At 61.0% G+C, this 15207-nt stretch carries 25 protein-coding genes and 1 pseudogene; 10 read left to right on the forward strand and 16 right to left on the reverse strand.

The window, feature by feature from the left end:
* Positions 1-198: 198 nt before the first annotated feature.
* From QW887_RS10095 to QW887_RS10115, 5 genes are read left to right on the forward strand one after another with little or no spacing between them, the layout of a single operon-like run.
* Complete coding sequence (locus QW887_RS10095; RefSeq protein ID WP_316194474.1) at positions 199-1305, forward strand: hypothetical protein; 1107 nt, start codon at positions 199-201, stop codon at positions 1303-1305.
* Between the two features lie 15 nt (positions 1306-1320).
* Positions 1321-2487, forward strand: a complete 1167-nt coding sequence (locus QW887_RS10100; protein ID WP_316194475.1) for an N-acetylmuramidase domain-containing protein — start codon at positions 1321-1323, stop codon at positions 2485-2487.
* Between the two features lie 2 nt (positions 2488-2489).
* Positions 2490-2897 carry a hypothetical protein gene (locus QW887_RS10105; RefSeq protein ID WP_316194476.1) on the forward strand — a complete coding sequence of 136 codons (408 nt, stop codon included), beginning with the start codon at positions 2490-2492 and terminating at the stop codon, positions 2895-2897.
* Positions 2898-2913: 16 nt separating this feature from the next.
* A complete protein-coding gene (locus QW887_RS10110) occupies positions 2914-3102 on the forward strand; it encodes a hypothetical protein (RefSeq protein ID WP_316194477.1) in 189 nt (62 codons plus the stop codon).
* Entirely contained in the window at positions 3102-3437 is a 336-nt protein-coding gene (locus tag QW887_RS10115; protein WP_316194478.1) for a hypothetical protein, read from the forward strand. Before QW887_RS10110 ends, QW887_RS10115 begins: the two co-directional genes overlap by 1 nt.
* Positions 3438-4159: 722 nt before the next feature.
* Here QW887_RS10115 and gmk read toward each other — a convergent pair.
* Positions 4160-4786, reverse strand: a pseudogene (gene gmk, locus QW887_RS10120) (guanylate kinase); the annotation flags it as partial.
* Between the two features lie 269 nt (positions 4787-5055).
* Here gmk and QW887_RS10125 point away from each other — a divergent pair.
* From QW887_RS10125 to QW887_RS10140, 4 genes are read left to right on the forward strand one after another with little or no spacing between them, the layout of a single operon-like run.
* Positions 5056-7011: a hypothetical protein gene (locus QW887_RS10125; RefSeq protein ID WP_316194479.1), complete on the forward strand. Its 1956-nt coding sequence runs from the start codon at positions 5056-5058 to the stop codon at positions 7009-7011.
* A 12-nt stretch (positions 7012-7023) separates the two neighbouring features.
* Complete coding sequence (locus QW887_RS10130; RefSeq protein ID WP_316194480.1) at positions 7024-7578, forward strand: hypothetical protein; 555 nt, start codon at positions 7024-7026, stop codon at positions 7576-7578.
* Positions 7579-7595: 17 nt separating this feature from the next.
* The gene (locus tag QW887_RS10135) at positions 7596-7850 is read left to right on the forward strand and encodes a polysaccharide biosynthesis C-terminal domain-containing protein (protein WP_316194481.1); all 255 of its coding nucleotides are present in this window, start codon (positions 7596-7598) and stop codon (positions 7848-7850) included.
* A gap of 8 nt (positions 7851-7858) precedes the next feature.
* Entirely contained in the window at positions 7859-7996 is a 138-nt protein-coding gene (locus QW887_RS10140) for a hypothetical protein (RefSeq protein ID WP_316194482.1), read from the forward strand.
* 174 nt (positions 7997-8170) lie between these two features.
* Here QW887_RS10140 and QW887_RS10145 read toward each other — a convergent pair whose 3' ends face one another.
* The 10 genes from QW887_RS10145 to QW887_RS10190 all read right to left on the reverse strand — a co-directional run bounded on the left by QW887_RS10145 (position 8171) and on the right by QW887_RS10190 (position 12596).
* Positions 8171-8317 carry a hypothetical protein gene (locus tag QW887_RS10145; RefSeq protein ID WP_316194483.1) on the reverse strand — a complete coding sequence of 49 codons (147 nt, stop codon included), beginning with the start codon at positions 8315-8317 and terminating at the stop codon, positions 8171-8173.
* 285 nt (positions 8318-8602) lie between these two features.
* Positions 8603-8941: a hypothetical protein gene (locus QW887_RS10150; RefSeq protein ID WP_316194484.1), complete on the reverse strand. Its 339-nt coding sequence runs from the start codon at positions 8939-8941 to the stop codon at positions 8603-8605.
* Positions 8938-9243, reverse strand: coding sequence for a hypothetical protein (locus tag QW887_RS10155; protein ID WP_315740155.1), 306 nt, complete (start codon positions 9241-9243; stop codon positions 8938-8940). Before QW887_RS10155 ends, QW887_RS10150 begins: the two co-directional genes overlap by 4 nt.
* 281 nt (positions 9244-9524) lie before the next feature.
* Entirely contained in the window at positions 9525-9917 is a 393-nt protein-coding gene (locus QW887_RS10160) for a hypothetical protein (RefSeq protein ID WP_316194485.1), read from the reverse strand.
* 24 nt (positions 9918-9941) lie between these two features.
* On the reverse strand, positions 9942-10454 hold the full coding sequence (locus tag QW887_RS10165; protein WP_316194486.1) for a TIGR02594 family protein: 513 nt from the start codon (positions 10452-10454) through the stop codon (positions 9942-9944).
* Positions 10455-10467: 13 nt separating this feature from the next.
* Positions 10468-11100 carry an MT-A70 family methyltransferase gene (locus tag QW887_RS10170; protein WP_316194487.1) on the reverse strand — a complete coding sequence of 211 codons (633 nt, stop codon included), beginning with the start codon at positions 11098-11100 and terminating at the stop codon, positions 10468-10470.
* Between the two features lie 59 nt (positions 11101-11159).
* A complete protein-coding gene (locus tag QW887_RS10175; RefSeq protein WP_316194488.1) occupies positions 11160-11333 on the reverse strand; it encodes a hypothetical protein in 174 nt (57 codons plus the stop codon).
* Entirely contained in the window at positions 11330-11527 is a 198-nt protein-coding gene (locus tag QW887_RS10180) for a hypothetical protein (RefSeq protein ID WP_315740160.1), read from the reverse strand. The genes QW887_RS10175 and QW887_RS10180 overlap by 4 nt, the downstream gene beginning before the upstream one ends.
* Complete coding sequence (locus tag QW887_RS10185; RefSeq protein WP_315740161.1) at positions 11527-11835, reverse strand: hypothetical protein; 309 nt, start codon at positions 11833-11835, stop codon at positions 11527-11529. Before QW887_RS10185 ends, QW887_RS10180 begins: the two co-directional genes overlap by 1 nt.
* 152 nt (positions 11836-11987) lie before the next feature.
* The gene (locus QW887_RS10190; RefSeq protein WP_315740162.1) at positions 11988-12596 is read right to left on the reverse strand and encodes a deoxycytidylate deaminase; all 609 of its coding nucleotides are present in this window, start codon (positions 12594-12596) and stop codon (positions 11988-11990) included.
* Between the two features lie 242 nt (positions 12597-12838).
* Between QW887_RS10190 and QW887_RS10195 the strand changes: the two genes are divergently transcribed.
* The gene (locus tag QW887_RS10195) at positions 12839-13231 is read left to right on the forward strand and encodes a hypothetical protein (protein WP_316194489.1); all 393 of its coding nucleotides are present in this window, start codon (positions 12839-12841) and stop codon (positions 13229-13231) included.
* Positions 13232-13360: 129 nt separating this feature from the next.
* Here QW887_RS10195 and QW887_RS10200 read toward each other — a convergent pair whose 3' ends face one another.
* From QW887_RS10200 to QW887_RS10220, 5 genes are all read right to left on the reverse strand, one after another.
* On the reverse strand, positions 13361-13759 hold the full coding sequence (locus QW887_RS10200) for a DUF2493 domain-containing protein (RefSeq protein ID WP_316194490.1): 399 nt from the start codon (positions 13757-13759) through the stop codon (positions 13361-13363).
* On the reverse strand, positions 13759-14034 hold the full coding sequence (locus QW887_RS10205; RefSeq protein ID WP_316194491.1) for a hypothetical protein: 276 nt from the start codon (positions 14032-14034) through the stop codon (positions 13759-13761). Before QW887_RS10205 ends, QW887_RS10200 begins: the two co-directional genes overlap by 1 nt.
* A gap of 2 nt (positions 14035-14036) precedes the next feature.
* Positions 14037-14450, reverse strand: a complete 414-nt coding sequence (locus QW887_RS10210; RefSeq protein ID WP_316194492.1) for a DUF6884 domain-containing protein — start codon at positions 14448-14450, stop codon at positions 14037-14039.
* Positions 14447-14647, reverse strand: a complete 201-nt coding sequence (locus tag QW887_RS10215; protein ID WP_316194493.1) for a hypothetical protein — start codon at positions 14645-14647, stop codon at positions 14447-14449. Before QW887_RS10215 ends, QW887_RS10210 begins: the two co-directional genes overlap by 4 nt.
* 243 nt (positions 14648-14890) lie before the next feature.
* Entirely contained in the window at positions 14891-15145 is a 255-nt protein-coding gene (locus tag QW887_RS10220; protein ID WP_316194494.1) for a hypothetical protein, read from the reverse strand.
* Positions 15146-15207: the final 62 nt, after the last annotated feature.

A 15207-nucleotide genomic window follows, 5' to 3' on the forward strand; every position in this document is an offset into this window, starting at 1 on the left:
CATGAGCAAGAAAGGATCAAAAATACGATCGACGCCGCGCACGCTATACGCGACCACCAGATCTCTGGGGGCGGTAGGTAGATCGCTTTCTTAGGCTGACTTCGACTTGGTGCAAGAGCGAAGCAGGTTTCGCAGGCAGTCTAAGCCCTGATCAGTCTGGCCGCCCCATTGGGCGGCCTTTTGCATTTGGAGGCGTACGTGGCCACTGGCTACACTCCGATCTACCGCATCTACAAAGGCGGGATCGACATCACCGATCACTTCAATGATCGGACCACCAAGATCAAGGTTGACCTGACGTCCGGCGGGGGCGAGGGCGACCGATGCGAGATCGAACTCGATGACCGCGACTGGCGCATTGCCAGGCCGTTCGGTGGAGAAATGATCCAGGTCTGGTTGGGCTACAAGGAGATCGGCCTAGCTTATCTCGGAACCTATACGATTGACGACGTCATCTTCGAAGGTATGCCGCGGAGCATCCAGCTCACCGGCACATCGACCGGCTTCAACGATATCAAGAAGGCACCGCAGATCGCCAACTTCAGCAACAAGACTGTTGGCGACATCCTCGGCGAGATGGCCTCACAATCCGGACTTCAGCTATCGATCCCAAGCGACCTGGCTGGCCGGCAGATCCCATTCAAGAATCAGCAGGTCAGTAACCTGCACATGATCCACGAGCTGGAGCGCATGTTCGGCGCCGTTGGCAAGGTGGCTGACGGCAACCTGGTTTTCGTCCCGCGCGACTCGACCGAGAGCGTCAGCGGCGTCGCATTGCCGACGTTGGTACTGCATCCCGAGCACTTCGGAACGTGGCGCATCCGCTACGCGGGCCGAAATGATGCGTCTGAAGTGAAGGCTGCCTACTGGGATAAGAATCAGCACATCCGGAGATGGATCTCGTCCGCGCTTCCCGGCGGCGATGGCGATCCCTTCACTATCGGCCAGATCTTCAACTCTCAGATGGAGGCTGAGGCTGCCGCGGCTGCAAAGGCCGGGGCGATCAAGCGCGCCTCCGTCGAGGCGATCTTCGATCTCGCCAAGGGTGATCCCTGGATCCGCGACGCGCAGACGATCCTTGTGACCAACATGCGGGACGGCATCAACGGCTCCTACGTCGTTGAGAAGGCAACCCACACGTACATCAAGAGCACCGGCATCCGCTCCAGCCTGCAGTGCCGAGCCCCTGGCGATGGTGTCGATTACAGCGACCGCGCCGACGACCTTTTCCTCAGACCCATGCCCGGAGAGCCGATGGGCGGTGTGCTTCCCGGAGCGCCCGGAAGCGGCAACGCGGCTCCCTAAACCACGGAATCCAACATGTTCAGTCAAGAGATCATCGACGCCATCGTGGCGGCGGCGAACCAGCACGGCTGGCCGGCATCTTCGCTGCTGGCCGTCGTCGAGTGCGAAACGTCCGGGAAGCCCTTCGAGGAGGACAATCACACCCCGACGCTGCTGTTCGAGCGCCACAAGTTCTATTCCGAGATGCAGGCCCATCAGCCAAGCAAGCTGAAGTCCGCGATCGCCGCCGGCCTCGCGATCCAGAAGTGGTCGCCGAAGACCCAGTACAAGGATCAGGGCAAGTCGGCTGGCCGCCTGTCGCTGATCGCCAGGGCGCGTCAGATCGACGAGGAGGTCGCCAACCGGGCGGCGTCCTGGGGTCTCGGCCAGACCATGGGCTTCAACGCTGAGGGCCTGAAATACGCCAATGCCACGGCAATGGTCGCCGAGCTGTCGCGGGGTATCGCCGAGCAGGTGGATGCACTGTGCCGCGAGATCATGCACACGAAGCTCGACCGGTTCCTGATCGCCAAGGACTTCACCAGCTTCGCTCGGGGCTACAACGGTTCTGGCTACGCCCAGAACCACTACGACACGCGCATGCAGGCTGCGAACACGGCCTGGGAGCGGCGCCTGGCGAGCGGGAATTATGAGGCCAAGCCTGGCAAGGCCATCACGCTCGTCTACCAGCAGAAGCTGAAGGGCCTGAATTACAACGTCGGAAATGTTGATGGCGACTGGGGCGATCTCACCACGGGCGCCTGCGCGTCGTTCCAGAGGCGTGAGGGCCTGAAGGTCACCGGTCATCCGAATGCTGAGACGACGGACGCGCTGGATAGGGCCATAGCGCCCCGTCCGGCCTCGCCTGAGCGCGCAAACGCTACGGCCGATGATCTGGCCGCCGCCGGCTCCAAGACGATCAAGGCGGCCCAGAAAGGCTCCACGCTGACCAAGATCATCGTCGGTGCCGGAGCGATCGGCGGCGCCAACACGGCCGGTGTCCTCGACAAGGCCAGGGACGTGGTCAGCCAGGTGCGGGTTGCCAAGGGCATCCTGGACTCTGCTAACGACGTCGTCGTCGGTTTCCTGCCGTACTGGTGGGTCGGCGCGATCGTCGTCGGGTTCGTGCTGTGGCGCTGCTACGGCGATGTCATCGAGGCCCGTCTGAAGGATCACCAGACAGGCCAGAACCTCAACAGGTGATCATGTCCATCATCGAGAAGATCGTGGGGCTCATCCCCACGGTCCGGGAGAAGGCGAAGGCCGTCCCGGACTATCCCACCTCAAAGGAGGGCCAGATCAGCCTGGCTGTTCTGCTCGCTATCACCGCGCTCGGCCTTGCCCATCACGTGGGCGTCTCTAGCCAGCAGGGAACCATCGAGCAGTTCAAACGGGAACTCGGCTCTGTGAAGCTGCAGCTCGCAGCTGCGGAGCAGGCGAGGGCGAACGCCCCTGCATGTCCGGTGCTGCCGGCTGAACAGCTCGCTTCGCCGCCCGAGCCGGCCCCCAAAACCAAGGCAAAGATGCATGCACCTCAACCTGCGAAGCGCCCTGCGAGCGGCGGCGCTCATCTGTCTCCCGCTGATTCTCGCTGGCTGCTTGACATCAGGTGACATCGTCCCCTGGGCGATGCCGGACGGCCTGGCAGAGTGCCAGAAGGTCGCTCACAAGGTGGCTCTGCCGCCGATCGCTCCGGGCATGGACAAGGTCGCGATCATTGCCCGCTACCGAGCTGCCCTCATCACCGCGAACATCCGCATCGACGGCGTAGCCGAGTGTCTCGCCGAGATCGACGCTCTACAGATTGGAACAACATAATGGTCGCGCCGACCCCTCCCGCTGACGCCATCACCATGGAAGGCATCGTCAGCGTTGCCGGCCCCTTCATCGCTGCCGTTGGCCTCATCCTGGGCGTCTGGTGGCGCGTGGACGGGAAGATCGACGAGGCGGCCAAGAAGGCCCTCCAGAACGAGAGGGAACTTGCAGCCTTCAAGCTGAAGGTCGCCGAGGAGTACGCCTCCTGGGAGACTGTGCAGGCGATCGAGAGTCGCCTAACCGCCCGAATGGACGACATCTCCGATCAGGTGATGAAACTCCCCGACGTCATGGTCGATAGGATCATGAAGTTCCTGAATTTCAAGCCGAACGCTTAAGAAGTCGGCGACTGGCCCCTGGCTTTCGAGCTGGGGCCCCGTTTTGCTTTAAACGATTGTGGGTACTAGAACCAAGTCAACCAATGTTTGAGGCTTTCGTACACAGCTTCAAGGGCCGAATAAACAGAATGAACCCACGCAGCCCTCACGAGCTTTTCGCCAACTATTTTCCCAGTAGCGAAGCCTGCTCCTTTCAGCGCGCCCTTCACAAAATCATCTAATCGCTCTCGCCATTTGTTGACTGCCGGATCGGCGACTCGCGCTGCTTCGATCAGCTTTGGCAGCTCAACCGGCGCGGTTGCGCGCTGGTCCTTCAGGCGAGAAATAAACGCTTGAATTTCGTCCTCATCGACACCCGGCTCGTTGTCGTTGTTCGGGCCGCGGTTGTGACCAATTCCGGCAGGTCGAGCTAATAGGGTGGCTTCCAACACAGCGACGCGCGCTTGCAGCGACTCAAAGGCCGCCTCCCGCAACTGAGCTGCGTCAGCTCCATTTGAGGTAACCACATGAGTGGCCCCACCGCGAGGCTCGCTACTTGGGAGAGCACCACCTGTAACCCTGGCGTGACTGGTGGCGGTCAGGGCCACGACACCAGCGCCCTGGTCTGCGCTGGCAAGATCACTGGGCGAAGTTTCGACTGTGTCGGCCGAAAGTGTATCCGCATCCGCGGTGAGAGTCTCGCGATCAGGCGGAGAGTTCGTGATTTCTACGACCCCGGTACCGATAGCGCGGATTTTATCTCGCAGTCCAATACGCCGTTCGCGCTTCAAACGTTCGGCCTTGAGGATCGACTGCACCTCGGCGAACGCCTCATCGAGATCGCGATTGACAACGATGTAGTCGTACTCCGCCCAGTGGCTCATCTCATTGCCGGCGCGACTCATGCGCGCCTGGATGACCTCCTGGGAATCCTGCGCGCGGATGTGCAGCCGCTTCTCAAGATCGGCAGTTGACGGCGGCAGGATGAAAACGCTGACGACGTCCTGCCGCGCCGTCTCCCGCAGCTGCTGCGTGCCCTGCCAGTCGATGTCGAACAGCACGTCCTGGCCTGCCGACAGCGCCGCTTCGACCGGCGCCCGCGGCGTGCCGTAACGGTTATCAAACACGGTCGCCCATTCAAGCAGCTCTTTGCGCTTGACCATCTCCTCGAACCGCGCGCGGTCGACGAACTGATAATCGCGACCGTCGATCTCGCCGGGACGCATCGGGCGGGTCGTTACCGACACCGACACTTGCAGTCTCGGTATGCGCTCGATCAGAAGGCGCGACAGCGTAGTCACTCCGGCACCTGAAGGTCCCGACAGCACAAACATCATTCCAAGCCGTTCAATATCGTCGTCCAACGCCATAGAACTGGACCGCTCTCGATTTCGAATCAGGGCTGGTTGGTGGCACCAAGACTGGTGCCCGCGTTATGGTTGCGGAGAATCCTTGCCATTTGCAAGAGGCATATCGCCCGTAAATGGTTGGCATCCCGGCCAGTCGATAGCCATGGAAATTACCATCCCCCCCCCCCGGGGGGGGCGCCTCAAAGCCATGCGAAACCCACTGTCATTTGCATGAATGCAAATTATGTGATAGTGCAAATTTACGATTTCCCGCCGACTTTTGGGGTTCCATGACACTATCGAACGACGAGCGCGCCCGGAGAAAGCAGGTCATCGAGGATCTGCTGCGGCTCGGATATCATCCTCAGGGTTCGCGCGGAGGCCTTGCGTCAGCCACCAAGACGGCGGAGCGCCGCGAAGGCATCAACTACCCGAACTGGGTCCGCGCAGAAGAGGCGCTGAAGCGAAAGCGCAAAGAGCACTTCGCTGTCGACTGGTCTCTCTACATCCCGCCGCAGCCCGCCGCTACCGTGACCCGGGGCGCCGATGAGGCTGGCGAGGAGCTGTCCGCCGAGGACCACGCGCACATGCGCGCCCAGGATCTGTCGGTGGAGGTGACCAACCTCATCACCAGATCCCGCTATCCGGTCATCAACCCCGAAGCCATCATCATCGACTCCTACCTGGTCCGCAAATACGACCGCGAGCTGCGCGGCTACGTGACCAAGGAAGGGACTCCACGGACCTGGATGACCGACACCCTGCGTGTCGCACCGATCCGGAACGCCCGCAACCGCAACTTCATCTTCACGGGCGCTCAGAACGACGCGCTGCTGCACGAGGAGTTCTGGGCCAACCTGCTGGTCTATGCGGCGCATATCAACGCCGAGATCGTCGTCGGTCCGTGGACCTACGAGACCCAGTGGTGGGCCGAGAACAACCCAACCGCCCGCGCGTACTCGAACGAGCTGACGGAATATCTGTGCTTCGGCCAGATGAAGATCGGCGACAACTTCATGTTCTGCGGCGAGATGAACACGCTGCCGACCGCGTCGCAGCCGATCTCGGATCTCGTGACCTACAGCCGGGGCCGTTGGGCCGTTTTCCCGCACGCCAAGCGTCAGCTGAAGAGCGTTCCATCCACCGATCCGAACATCCAGGCGCACCAGGTCATGACGACCGGCGCGGTGACCCGGCCGAAGGTGATCCCCCGCAAGGCGGGCGTGAAATCCATCTTCCACCAGGTCATCGGGGCGACCGTGGTCCAGTTCGATGGCGACGGCGACGTCTTCTGCCGGCAGATCACGGCGAACGAGGACGGCTCATTCTACGATCTCGACGCCCATGTGGCGGATGGCGAGGTCACGACCGGGCACCGCGCTCGGGCGATCACCTATGCCGACATCCATGTCCGCAAGCTCGATGCCGCCAACACCATGGCGACGTTTGGCTGGGACATGCGCGGCAACATCGCCCGGTATCGCAACAGCCTCACCGACGTACTCAATCCGCAGTACCGGATCTACCACGACATCTTCGACAACGAGCCGGGCAACCATCACCACGTCCACGACGTCGCCTATCAGTACGAGATGGCGTTCCGGGGGCGTGACAGGGTGGAGGATGAGGTCGACCAGTGTGGCGACTTCCTGCACCGCACGATCGGTGATGACAGCCAGGGCATCGTTGCCGAGGGTAACCACGACATCGCGCTGGAGAAGTACGTCCGCGAGGCTCGCTATCGCGGGCACGGCACTAACCTGCGCTTCGGCCTGCAGCTCGAAGACGCCTACATGGCGCACGTCGAGAAGCGTTCGTACGCCATCGACAACGATCTGCCGATCCCGCGCTTCTCGCTGCTCGAATACGCCATCCGGATGAAGTACCCGCAGCTCGGCGACAGGGTGGTCTGGTGCCACGACGGCTACAGCCATCTGATCGACGGCATCGAGGTCGGCAACCACGGCTTCCGCGGCGCGAACGGCGCTAAGGGCACCGTGGCTGGCTTCGCCCGCATGGGTCGCAAGATGACGATCGGCGACAAGCACAGCCCTGAGATCAACGAGGGCGTGTACGTGGCCGGCGCGATGAACCTGCGGCATGGCTACAACAAGGGACCTTCCGGCTGGGCCGTCTCGCACGTCGTCCAGTATCAGGACGGCAAGCGGGCGCTGATCACGCTGCAAAAGGGCAAGTGGCGTCCGGAGAAGCCTGTCATCCGCATGCCAGCGGCTTCTGCTGCCTGACGATTTGCATGAATGCAAAAAGGGGAAGAGATTCTGATGAGTTTTCCGTATCGCATGATGGTGGTTGGCCACGGTCGGCATGGCAAGGACACGGCCGCCGAGATCTTGCGCGATGAGCACGGCGCTACGTTTGTCTCGTCGAGCTGGTTCATGGCCGAGCGTGTCGTGTTTCCGTGGTTCGAGGAGAAGTATCCCGGCAAGTATGCATCGGTGCAGGAATGCTACGATGACCGGGCGAGCCATCGGGCGATATGGTTCGATCTGATCGCTGAGTCCAACAAGGCCGATCTCACCACGCTGGGACGTGCGATCTTCAACGAATACGACCTCTATGTGGGCAACCGAAATGCCCGCGAATTTCACGCCCTGCGGAATGCGAGGGTGTTCGACATATCGATCTGGATCGACGCATGCGAACGCCTGGAGTATCGCGAGCCGCGTACCTCGCTCACGATCGAGCCCTGGATGTGCGACTTCGTGATCGACAACAACGGGTCTCTGGATGAGCTGAAGCAGAACGTCGATTCGCTAATGCGGGGTGCGTTGAAGCTTCGGCGTGCGGTTTGATGGAGCAGTCCCGGGTGATGTCCCTGGTTGAGGTGGTGACGAACGCCCTGATCGGCTTTGTCACCTCCGTTCCGGTGAATTTCGTGCTCCTCCCGCTCTTCGGCGCCCCCGTGAAGATCGGGGCGTCAGTGGGCATCACGCTGGCGTTCACCGTCATCTCGGTCGTGCGTTCCTACCTGGTGCGCAGGTTCTTTGCCGTCCACATCAAGCGCTTCGCCTCCTGGTGCCAGAAAATCTATGAGGACATCGCAGCTCTGGAGCATCTGACTTGAACGCCTGGATGTTCATGCTGCTGATGGACCTGCACCGCGATCGGAAGCTGCGAGACGCCATGTCGGACGGCGACATCGCGGGCAGCATCGTTCCGTTGGTCACGACGTGCGTCGTGATCATTGCCTGCTGCGTCTGGGTGACCTAGCCGGTGATCGCGCGGCACCTGTGATCGCGCGAGGGCCTATCGCCCAGCCGAGGTGTGGCCGGGGCGCGTCACCCTCCCGTGCTCGTATTTCATCGGCCTTGCAGACGGTCAGTGGTCGTGCACAATGACCGCAGAGCACTGACGGGGTCCAGCCGCCAGCGCTCCGGTCAGACATCAGGTCAGATTAAGACTGATGCTGGGTCTTGCCTTGATCAGGTAGATGATGATCGCGATCACGATCACGACGGCAGCACCGGTTCCGGGCAATCCGGTTCCGGTGATGTCGACCGGTCCAAGCGTTAGTCCGATTGTTGCTTCCATACTTTCTCCGTATTGACTTGAGGTGCTTTGCGCGAGCGCTTGCCTCGCGTGCTGAAGATGACACGATTTTTGTCCTCCTCCGCAACGCAAAGTAGACAGAGCATATGCCCTATCAACATGCACTTCGCTCAATAGTTCGGCAAAAGCGAGCTGACTCTTCCCATTTGTACCTCATTGTCTCCGCTTCGCAACATCCGCAATACCCCGGCACCGTAATCTCCCCGCGGGATTTTCTCCAGCGTATTCAACGCTGTTTGCCGCAGCTGATCTCGCAGCAGGATCACCTCAAGCCTTCGGACTGATTAGCTCAATCGCCTTGTCGATGTCGGCTTGCAGGATAGCGCTGCCCGCGTGCTGGCAGCCGGTGTACATGCAGCTGCGGTGCCGCGAGCACGAGTTCGGAGAATGGCATCCGGCCGGCCATGGCTCCAGAAGCGCAGCTCGACCAGCATCCGTGAGCCGCATCACGTAGTTCGCCTGCTCGATGTGGCCGTGCTTCTCCCAGTAGACAATCGCGGCCTCATCCTTCTTCGTCAGCCTCCACGTCGGCCGGCTCCATCCAGTCAACGTTCCACGCCAGATCTTGTGCGCCATCTCGCGCCTGTGGGCTGCTGCGGCGCTCATCGGAACACCCTCAGGTATGCGGAATGGACGGTCGTCTCAACTAGCTCTCCGTCGCTGATTGAGCACGTCATGTGCGGCCTTGTGCGAAACTCGAGATCTGCGGCCGTGAGCTGTCCGCGAATCTTCTCCGTGGCCTCAGCCTTGAAGTCCAATCCCTTGGGGAAGGGCTCTGTCCGATGCCACGACAGCGCGGGACGAGACGCGCTCTTCGCCAGCACCTTGAAGCCCCGGGACTCCAGCTCCGAGATCAAGTCGTCGGTCCGGAAGAGGATCGCATCTCCTCTGGTCAGAAACATCGTCATGTGAGCAATCGCCCCTTATTCAGACAGCTTGCGAAGCTCAGCTTTCAACTTGAGCAGCTCAGCTTCGAGAACTGACGCGCGCACATGAGTGAGTGACTGAGGTTTGATCATGGTCGGGTTCGCTTGGATCTTCTCGCGAACCTTTGCCCAGTGGGCGAGGCACTCAGGTCCTGGCCTCCACGTCAGGTCGATTGACATCAGCGAAACTCCGATGAGGGATGCTTGTGGCCTTCGATGCAGATCGTGTCGCCGTTGGGCCGCTTCTCCATCACGTGGCCAGGCTAGCCGCAGGTCGGGCAGCGACCGAATCCGTGCGGCTTCTCGCGATCCTCGAACCACCGCTTGATGAAGCGATCGAGGTTCGGCGCCGTGGCAAACAGGCGGGATAGCCCGGTCCCGATGCCGTCCTTTGGCACGTAGACGGTCTTGCCGGCGTCGAGCGCGTCCTGGACTTTCTTCAGGTCCTGCATCACCGCCACCTGACACTCGATGCTGTCGTCGAAGAACGCCGCAGCGGACATGCTGGGCTTCCATTTCGTGGCTACGCCGATCGCGTTGGGCTCGCCGCGCATGGCCGCCGCCTGACCTCCGTAGCCCCGGCGCTCCATGTTGTCGCCGAAGACGAAGACTGCCTCCGGGTTGCCCCGGAGGTCCTGTCTCGTGATCCAATCCATCCTTTTTATCGGCATCTCTGCTCCTTAGGTTGGCGACACCCACGTGCGGATGCGGTGGCGCGGATAGACGCTCTCCGCCACTCGGTGCCCGTGATTTCCACTGATGACGATCGGATCACCCTTCGCGGTGAAGCCGGAGACGATGCCGACGTGCCCGCCGCCGCGGCGACCCATGGTCACGACAGCTCCGACCTGGGGCGCGACACGGCGGTGGCTCTCCCATGAGAGGGCGCGATCATCCACGCCCGTGGCGCCTGTGATCTTCCGCAGGAAGGCGGAGCACCACAGGGTGCTGCGGACGCCGACCTGATGGGCCGTCTCACCGACGAACTGACGAGCGCGCTCGACGAAGCTGCTGCCGGCGCCGAAACCATGCTGCAGACCATTCTGGAAGCCGCCGAAGACGCTCTGCTCCTCCTGTTGCACGACCGCCTGGTGATGGTATTGGCGATGATGATGACGGGGACGAGCTTCAGCCGTACTGACTGTCGCGGCCAAGGCAGCGGCGCAGAGCAGCGCCGAGATTGCTCTCTTCACTTCGATCTCCTGGTTAAGCTGCGAGGATTGCTGGTTCGCCAGCGACGTTCAGAGCCGGCTCACCGACCAGCTCGGAATTGAATTTCGTGACCTCATGGCCCCAGGCGTCCCATCCCGGCCGCTCTTGGCGCGCGAAGATGTCCGCCTTCGGATACGGTCCTGCCATCTTGGCAGCGTTGACGTATCCCTCCTCGGGCTTGCGTGAGTGTTCGCGGCGCGGGCTCAAGATGGCAGAGCGGATGTCGCGGGCATGAACGCGAGGCTTGCCAACCTTGCCGATCAGGATCGGCTCATGACAGTTGCGGAAGACGTAGCCGGTGCCGAAGGTCGGCCGGCTGTTGTCCTTCGTCATCTTCACCCAGACGCCTTGGGTGACGTACTTGACGTTCCAGCGCCTGAGGCACTCGCGAGCCTCGTCGTACATCGCGCCCGTGGCATAGAGCCAAACCCACATGCCATCTGGGTGCGCCAGCTCCGCAATCGGCAGCTCGTAGATGTCGTCGATCGACATGCACTCGTAGTGCTGCTCAGCCGACTTGCCCTTGCCTTTCTCTGAATAGGTCTGGAACGTCCACGGCGGGTCGATCTTCGCCAGGCCATAGTGGTGTCTCAGGAGAGGGCTCAGTTGGAACTCTGGCATTTGCATTTATATCCTTTGCATTCATGCAAATGCCAGAGCAGGCGAGGGCTGTCAACTTTTGGTCGTCAATCGATCAGACGGAGCTGCTCAGGATTGTAGATGTGAAGCGCGCCTCCGACTTCAGGGACGGTACACTCGACAACCAGGCGTGGCTTGCCCTTGAGTGTCGAGAACATCGAGACGACCACGCCCGGCCACTTGTACCCCTTGATCTTCTCGACCTTGTCGCCGACCTTCATACGTCAGCCTCTGTGAGCGCTGCGCGGCCGGCATCGGTGATCCGCCACTGCATGCCGTAGCCGTTCAGATTCTCCTTGATGAAGAAGCCGCGCTCCGCCAGCTTCGCGGTCGTCTTCGGGTTGAAGAGTCCCCAACCGCCGGGCCGCTCGACAGCGTCCTTCAAGGCCAACTTCTCCCTGCTCGTCAGCTTCATCAGTCCTCCTCCTTCAGCCACCGCGGCTGATATTGCATCGCTTCCTCGATCAGCTCTGGCTTGAGCACGTCTTCCTTGCGCTCTGCGAGGATCGCCTGGACCAGCATGGCATCCGGCAGGATCGACATGCAGGGCTGCTTCTTGTCCTTGCGGTCGCAGGTCGGCTCCGTTAGCTTGGCCCTGACCACGAACATCTCGCGGTCGTGACCGAAGCGCTCCAGCAGCTTGACCTTGCTCACACGGCCTTCGCGGTTGCATTGCGCGCACTTCACGCGGACCTGCGCCAGGGGCCAGTCTTCAAGTCGCATCGACGCGCTCCGTAGCTGCCTTCACTCGGATGCGGGGCTTCGTTTTAGGAGGCTCCCAGTTCTGGACGAGATGGTAACGATAGCAGTCATCGCCCTTGCGGATGGCGCACTCACGAAAATCCCATCGCTCGTTGCCGCACGGGCAGCCGCGGTCATGCGACATCTTCGTCCTCCGGCAGGTCGATGATGTCGCACTGGATGCCGCATTCGTCGTAGATCGAGCGTGACTTTGCCATCGAGTCCTTCCACCGTTCGCGCTTGTCTTCCGGCAGCTCAGGCGCGACGACGCGCTTGATGCCTGCCTGCACCATGTGGAGGGCGCAGCGGTCGCAGGTGAGGAACGGCCAGGTGTAGAGCGTGTAGCCGTGGAGCGGCTCACGAGCAGTCAGCACCGCGTTGATCTCAGCGTGGATGACCAGGGCGATCTTGGTGTCCCGGTCATGCAAGCGCTCGAAGGTGTCAGCGATTCCGCGCGGGAAGCCGTTGTATCCGGTTCCCGCGATCGTTCTGTCCGGTCGGACGATCACCGCGCCGACTTGCGTGCTCGGGTCCTTCGATCCGCTGGCGATCTCGCGAGCCACGCGCAGGTGGTAGCGATCCCAGTCGAGGTTGTTGCGCTTGATCTCGGTCCTAACTGGCGCAGCGACCGGAGCGATTCGGGACGCCTGGCAGCAGATATCGCAGATCGAATTTGGATCGCGCTGCTGATGGGAGCAGGGACTCACGGCGGAACAGCAACCCAGCATCAACCGGCTAAACACCTTGCCTCTCCATTTGCGTTGTTGATTTGCAATACAATACAAAATGCAAACAAGCAAGTTTTGGGTTGGAACCCGATGAAGGGGCTTTCAAGCCGGAAATACTGGGTTTTTGGATGTTTTCAGTTCCTGCCGGAATAGCATTGTGGCCGCGGTGAAAACTTGCATTTTGCCGCAAGCCTAGCTAATGCAAACGACGGAACCGGGACGTTGGGGTCTCGGCTATGGTCTGGCGGCGGAACACCATGAAGCGTTCTTTTTGTTATCGGGGTTACGAAATTTCGGCTGAAGACGGCCGTTACCAGGCGAAGTCCTTGGATGGGGATGATTTTTTGATGACGTCCAACCACCTCTTGCGGGTCCTAAGAAGCGTGGATGCGCTCTGGGTCGCAGCAGAGGAAGTCCTTGATCAGCATATCTTAAAAAATGAACAGCCGTCGTGGATCCGCGACCTGCTCGAAAAGCCCATGTGCCGTATGGATCTCGATTTCGCTGATGGTGCCGCGCCAGTAAGCAGCCCGGCCGGAGTTGTCGCATTCCGCAGCCGCTTCACCGTCAAGTCCGGCCCTGCCAGCAGCAGCGGCGATTGCACAGCCGCTTCGGGATTGTCTGGGGCTTATGGGCGGCGATCGTCGTGACCATGCTCGGCGCCGTCTGCTACAACTGGTGCATCGTCCCGCCAATCAACGAGGTGAGCGCGCCGACCGCCGCGGGGTCCATATATATCGCTCTCAACGTCATCGTTGCTGTCTCAGTGCCAAGCCTGATCAGGTGGTCTTCGGAAGCAAAGGGGCGAGTCCGTATTCCCAACACCTGATCGTCATGTCCCGGGTGCCGGTCCCGCCAGGGAAGCCTACCGCATAGTCCGGCTTACCCTCGCGAAGCATCTTCTCGTTCCGGAATGGGCCGGCAGCTGCATCATACAGCTTGCCGGCCTTGTTGCGTCGGACCACGGCGCCGGGGCGGGTGATGTCGTTCCACGCAGCTGGGTACGGATCGAACAGGACACCGCGGCTCTTGGCCCATTCCCGGGCCATCCTATCGGCTCCAGTCGCCTCACCCTCAATGATACAGCTGATGGTTGAACGTGCATCCAGCTCGTCCAAAACGCGATAGAGCCATCTTCTATCGACGAAGTCCCGACCGCCGTAGACCAGGACTCGCATTATGGCGTTCCGTCCATCTTCTTGCACTTCGTCAAGTCGCTCTTCTGGACCCAGCCATAGGTGCCGTCGTGAATGACGAACCACCAGCCCTGATACTCGTCGCGGAAGGCAACCTTGTCGCCCTTCGCCACGGGCTCGAACCTGGGATCAGTTCTACCGTCTGGCCGGTTGAGCAGTTCGATTTCCTTGATGGCCGTGCATTCGGTGTAGAATGCGCTGGCCGGGGAGGCGGTAAGAGCAGCAGCCGCAGCAAGCAACAACATCATCTTCGACATCTTCAAGTCCTCTCGGCGAGCCAGCTCAGCTGCCGGCCCATCGTCAGTCCGAACATCGGAACTTCAACGGCTCCAAAATACTGGAGAAGGTGGCCGTGAACAAACTGTCTGTAGCGCACTCCGGCGAGCAAGACAGCTGTGTCGCCACGGATGCCGCGCTTCTGGATCTCTCTGTCGATCTCGTCTGCCCAGATGCGCCTGGCGATGAGCGGCATCGAGTTGAGCGTCTTCTCGTATGGGACAGCCCAATCGTCCGGATGCAGCACGCCGTGCTCGGCAGAGAGCACGTACCACTCGTCGGCATTCCGCTCGGCCCAGAACCTCGCCAGCTTGAACCATGGCGAGATGTAGAGGTTCTTGGCGGACGTCGGCCGGTCTGCCTTGGTCTTCACGCAGGATACGAAGGCGACCTTCATCCGATTGTCTCGAACTGAGATCCTGCCTGCCAGTCACGCGCGCCCTCGACGCGAACCAGATAGGCGCCAGTCAGGTCAGTGACCCGCTTGGGGGAGGGGTGATGCTCCTCGGGGATGGGATCGCCGCTGTCCCAGACCTTCTGCTGGACTAGGTCGCCGATCTTGATCAGTTTCTTGCTCATGTCAGTGGCACTCATGGTTTCGGCTTCCTTTCTTCGGTCACACACACTCCCTGCATTTCCACCTTCCTTCCACCTCGCGTCGCTCAGTGACCGCAAACCAGTGATTGCAGGTCACGCACTCGAAGGCGATTGTATCGAGTGCGTGACACTGCTCACGGGACAGTGCGTCAAGGTCGTCCCAAAGCTCGGCAGGCTGACAGGTCGCTATCAGCTTGTCCGCCAGTGACCGGCCAACGCGGAAGTCATCGACGCTGAAGTTCAGCGGAAGCTCTTGCATGCGTCTCCGCTCCGGAAGGTGCCGGACGGGCAGGGCTTGCCCGGGATCACAGGGTAGGCCCTGGGCGTGTCCTGGTGGAGGGCTTCACAGAAGTCCCCCTTTCCAACATACCCCGTAGGGCAGGTGCCGGTGCGCTCGATCCGCTCACGGCCGTCGCGGCTCGGGGTGGGATAGGGGCTCTCGGCGTGAGCAGCAGTGACGAATAGCATGGCGATTGCCATCATGGTTTTGGTCATGATTTGCTCCAAAGAACGGATGGTGGACGATGAGGCTGGGGTACAGATTGGGTACAGATTGA

Source organism: Bradyrhizobium sp. SZCCHNRI3052 (genome assembly GCF_032484895.1).
In the GTDB taxonomy this organism is placed as follows: domain Bacteria; phylum Pseudomonadota; class Alphaproteobacteria; order Rhizobiales; family Xanthobacteraceae; genus Bradyrhizobium.

Excerpts from the sequence above, each read along its gene's own strand:
- QW887_RS10160 (WP_316194485.1), bottom strand. The coding sequence starts at position 9,917 with ATGGATTGGATCACGAGACAGGACCTCCGGGGCAACCCGGAGGCAGTC.
- QW887_RS10140 (WP_316194482.1), top strand. The coding sequence starts at position 7,859 with ATGTTCATGCTGCTGATGGACCTGCACCGCGATCGGAAGCTGCGAGAC.
- QW887_RS10125 (WP_316194479.1), top strand. The coding sequence starts at position 5,056 with ATGACACTATCGAACGACGAGCGCGCCCGGAGAAAGCAGGTCATCGAG.
- QW887_RS10185 (WP_315740161.1), bottom strand. The coding sequence starts at position 11,835 with ATGCGACTTGAAGACTGGCCCCTGGCGCAGGTCCGCGTGAAGTGCGCG.
- QW887_RS10145 (WP_316194483.1), bottom strand. The coding sequence starts at position 8,317 with ATGGAAGCAACAATCGGACTAACGCTTGGACCGGTCGACATCACCGGA.
- QW887_RS10215 (WP_316194493.1), bottom strand. The coding sequence starts at position 14,647 with ATGAGTGCCACTGACATGAGCAAGAAACTGATCAAGATCGGCGACCTA.
- QW887_RS10105 (WP_316194476.1), top strand. The coding sequence starts at position 2,490 with ATGTCCATCATCGAGAAGATCGTGGGGCTCATCCCCACGGTCCGGGAG.
- QW887_RS10110 (WP_316194477.1), top strand. The coding sequence starts at position 2,914 with ATGCCGGACGGCCTGGCAGAGTGCCAGAAGGTCGCTCACAAGGTGGCT.
- QW887_RS10115 (WP_316194478.1), top strand. The coding sequence starts at position 3,102 with ATGGTCGCGCCGACCCCTCCCGCTGACGCCATCACCATGGAAGGCATC.
- QW887_RS10210 (WP_316194492.1), bottom strand. The coding sequence starts at position 14,450 with ATGAAGGTCGCCTTCGTATCCTGCGTGAAGACCAAGGCAGACCGGCCG.
- QW887_RS10220 (WP_316194494.1), bottom strand. The coding sequence starts at position 15,145 with ATGACCAAAACCATGATGGCAATCGCCATGCTATTCGTCACTGCTGCT.
- QW887_RS10100 (WP_316194475.1), top strand. The coding sequence starts at position 1,321 with ATGTTCAGTCAAGAGATCATCGACGCCATCGTGGCGGCGGCGAACCAG.
- QW887_RS10135 (WP_316194481.1), top strand. The coding sequence starts at position 7,596 with ATGTCCCTGGTTGAGGTGGTGACGAACGCCCTGATCGGCTTTGTCACC.
- QW887_RS10180 (WP_315740160.1), bottom strand. The coding sequence starts at position 11,527 with ATGAAGCTGACGAGCAGGGAGAAGTTGGCCTTGAAGGACGCTGTCGAG.
- QW887_RS10150 (WP_316194484.1), bottom strand. The coding sequence starts at position 8,941 with ATGAGCGCCGCAGCAGCCCACAGGCGCGAGATGGCGCACAAGATCTGG.
- QW887_RS10155 (WP_315740155.1), bottom strand. The coding sequence starts at position 9,243 with ATGACGATGTTTCTGACCAGAGGAGATGCGATCCTCTTCCGGACCGAC.
- QW887_RS10205 (WP_316194491.1), bottom strand. The coding sequence starts at position 14,034 with ATGTCGAAGATGATGTTGTTGCTTGCTGCGGCTGCTGCTCTTACCGCC.
- QW887_RS10130 (WP_316194480.1), top strand. The coding sequence starts at position 7,024 with ATGCAAAAAGGGGAAGAGATTCTGATGAGTTTTCCGTATCGCATGATG.
- QW887_RS10175 (WP_316194488.1), bottom strand. The coding sequence starts at position 11,333 with ATGAAGGTCGGCGACAAGGTCGAGAAGATCAAGGGGTACAAGTGGCCG.
- QW887_RS10170 (WP_316194487.1), bottom strand. The coding sequence starts at position 11,100 with ATGCAAATGCCAGAGTTCCAACTGAGCCCTCTCCTGAGACACCACTAT.
- QW887_RS10200 (WP_316194490.1), bottom strand. The coding sequence starts at position 13,759 with ATGCGAGTCCTGGTCTACGGCGGTCGGGACTTCGTCGATAGAAGATGG.
- QW887_RS10195 (WP_316194489.1), top strand. The coding sequence starts at position 12,839 with ATGAAGCGTTCTTTTTGTTATCGGGGTTACGAAATTTCGGCTGAAGAC.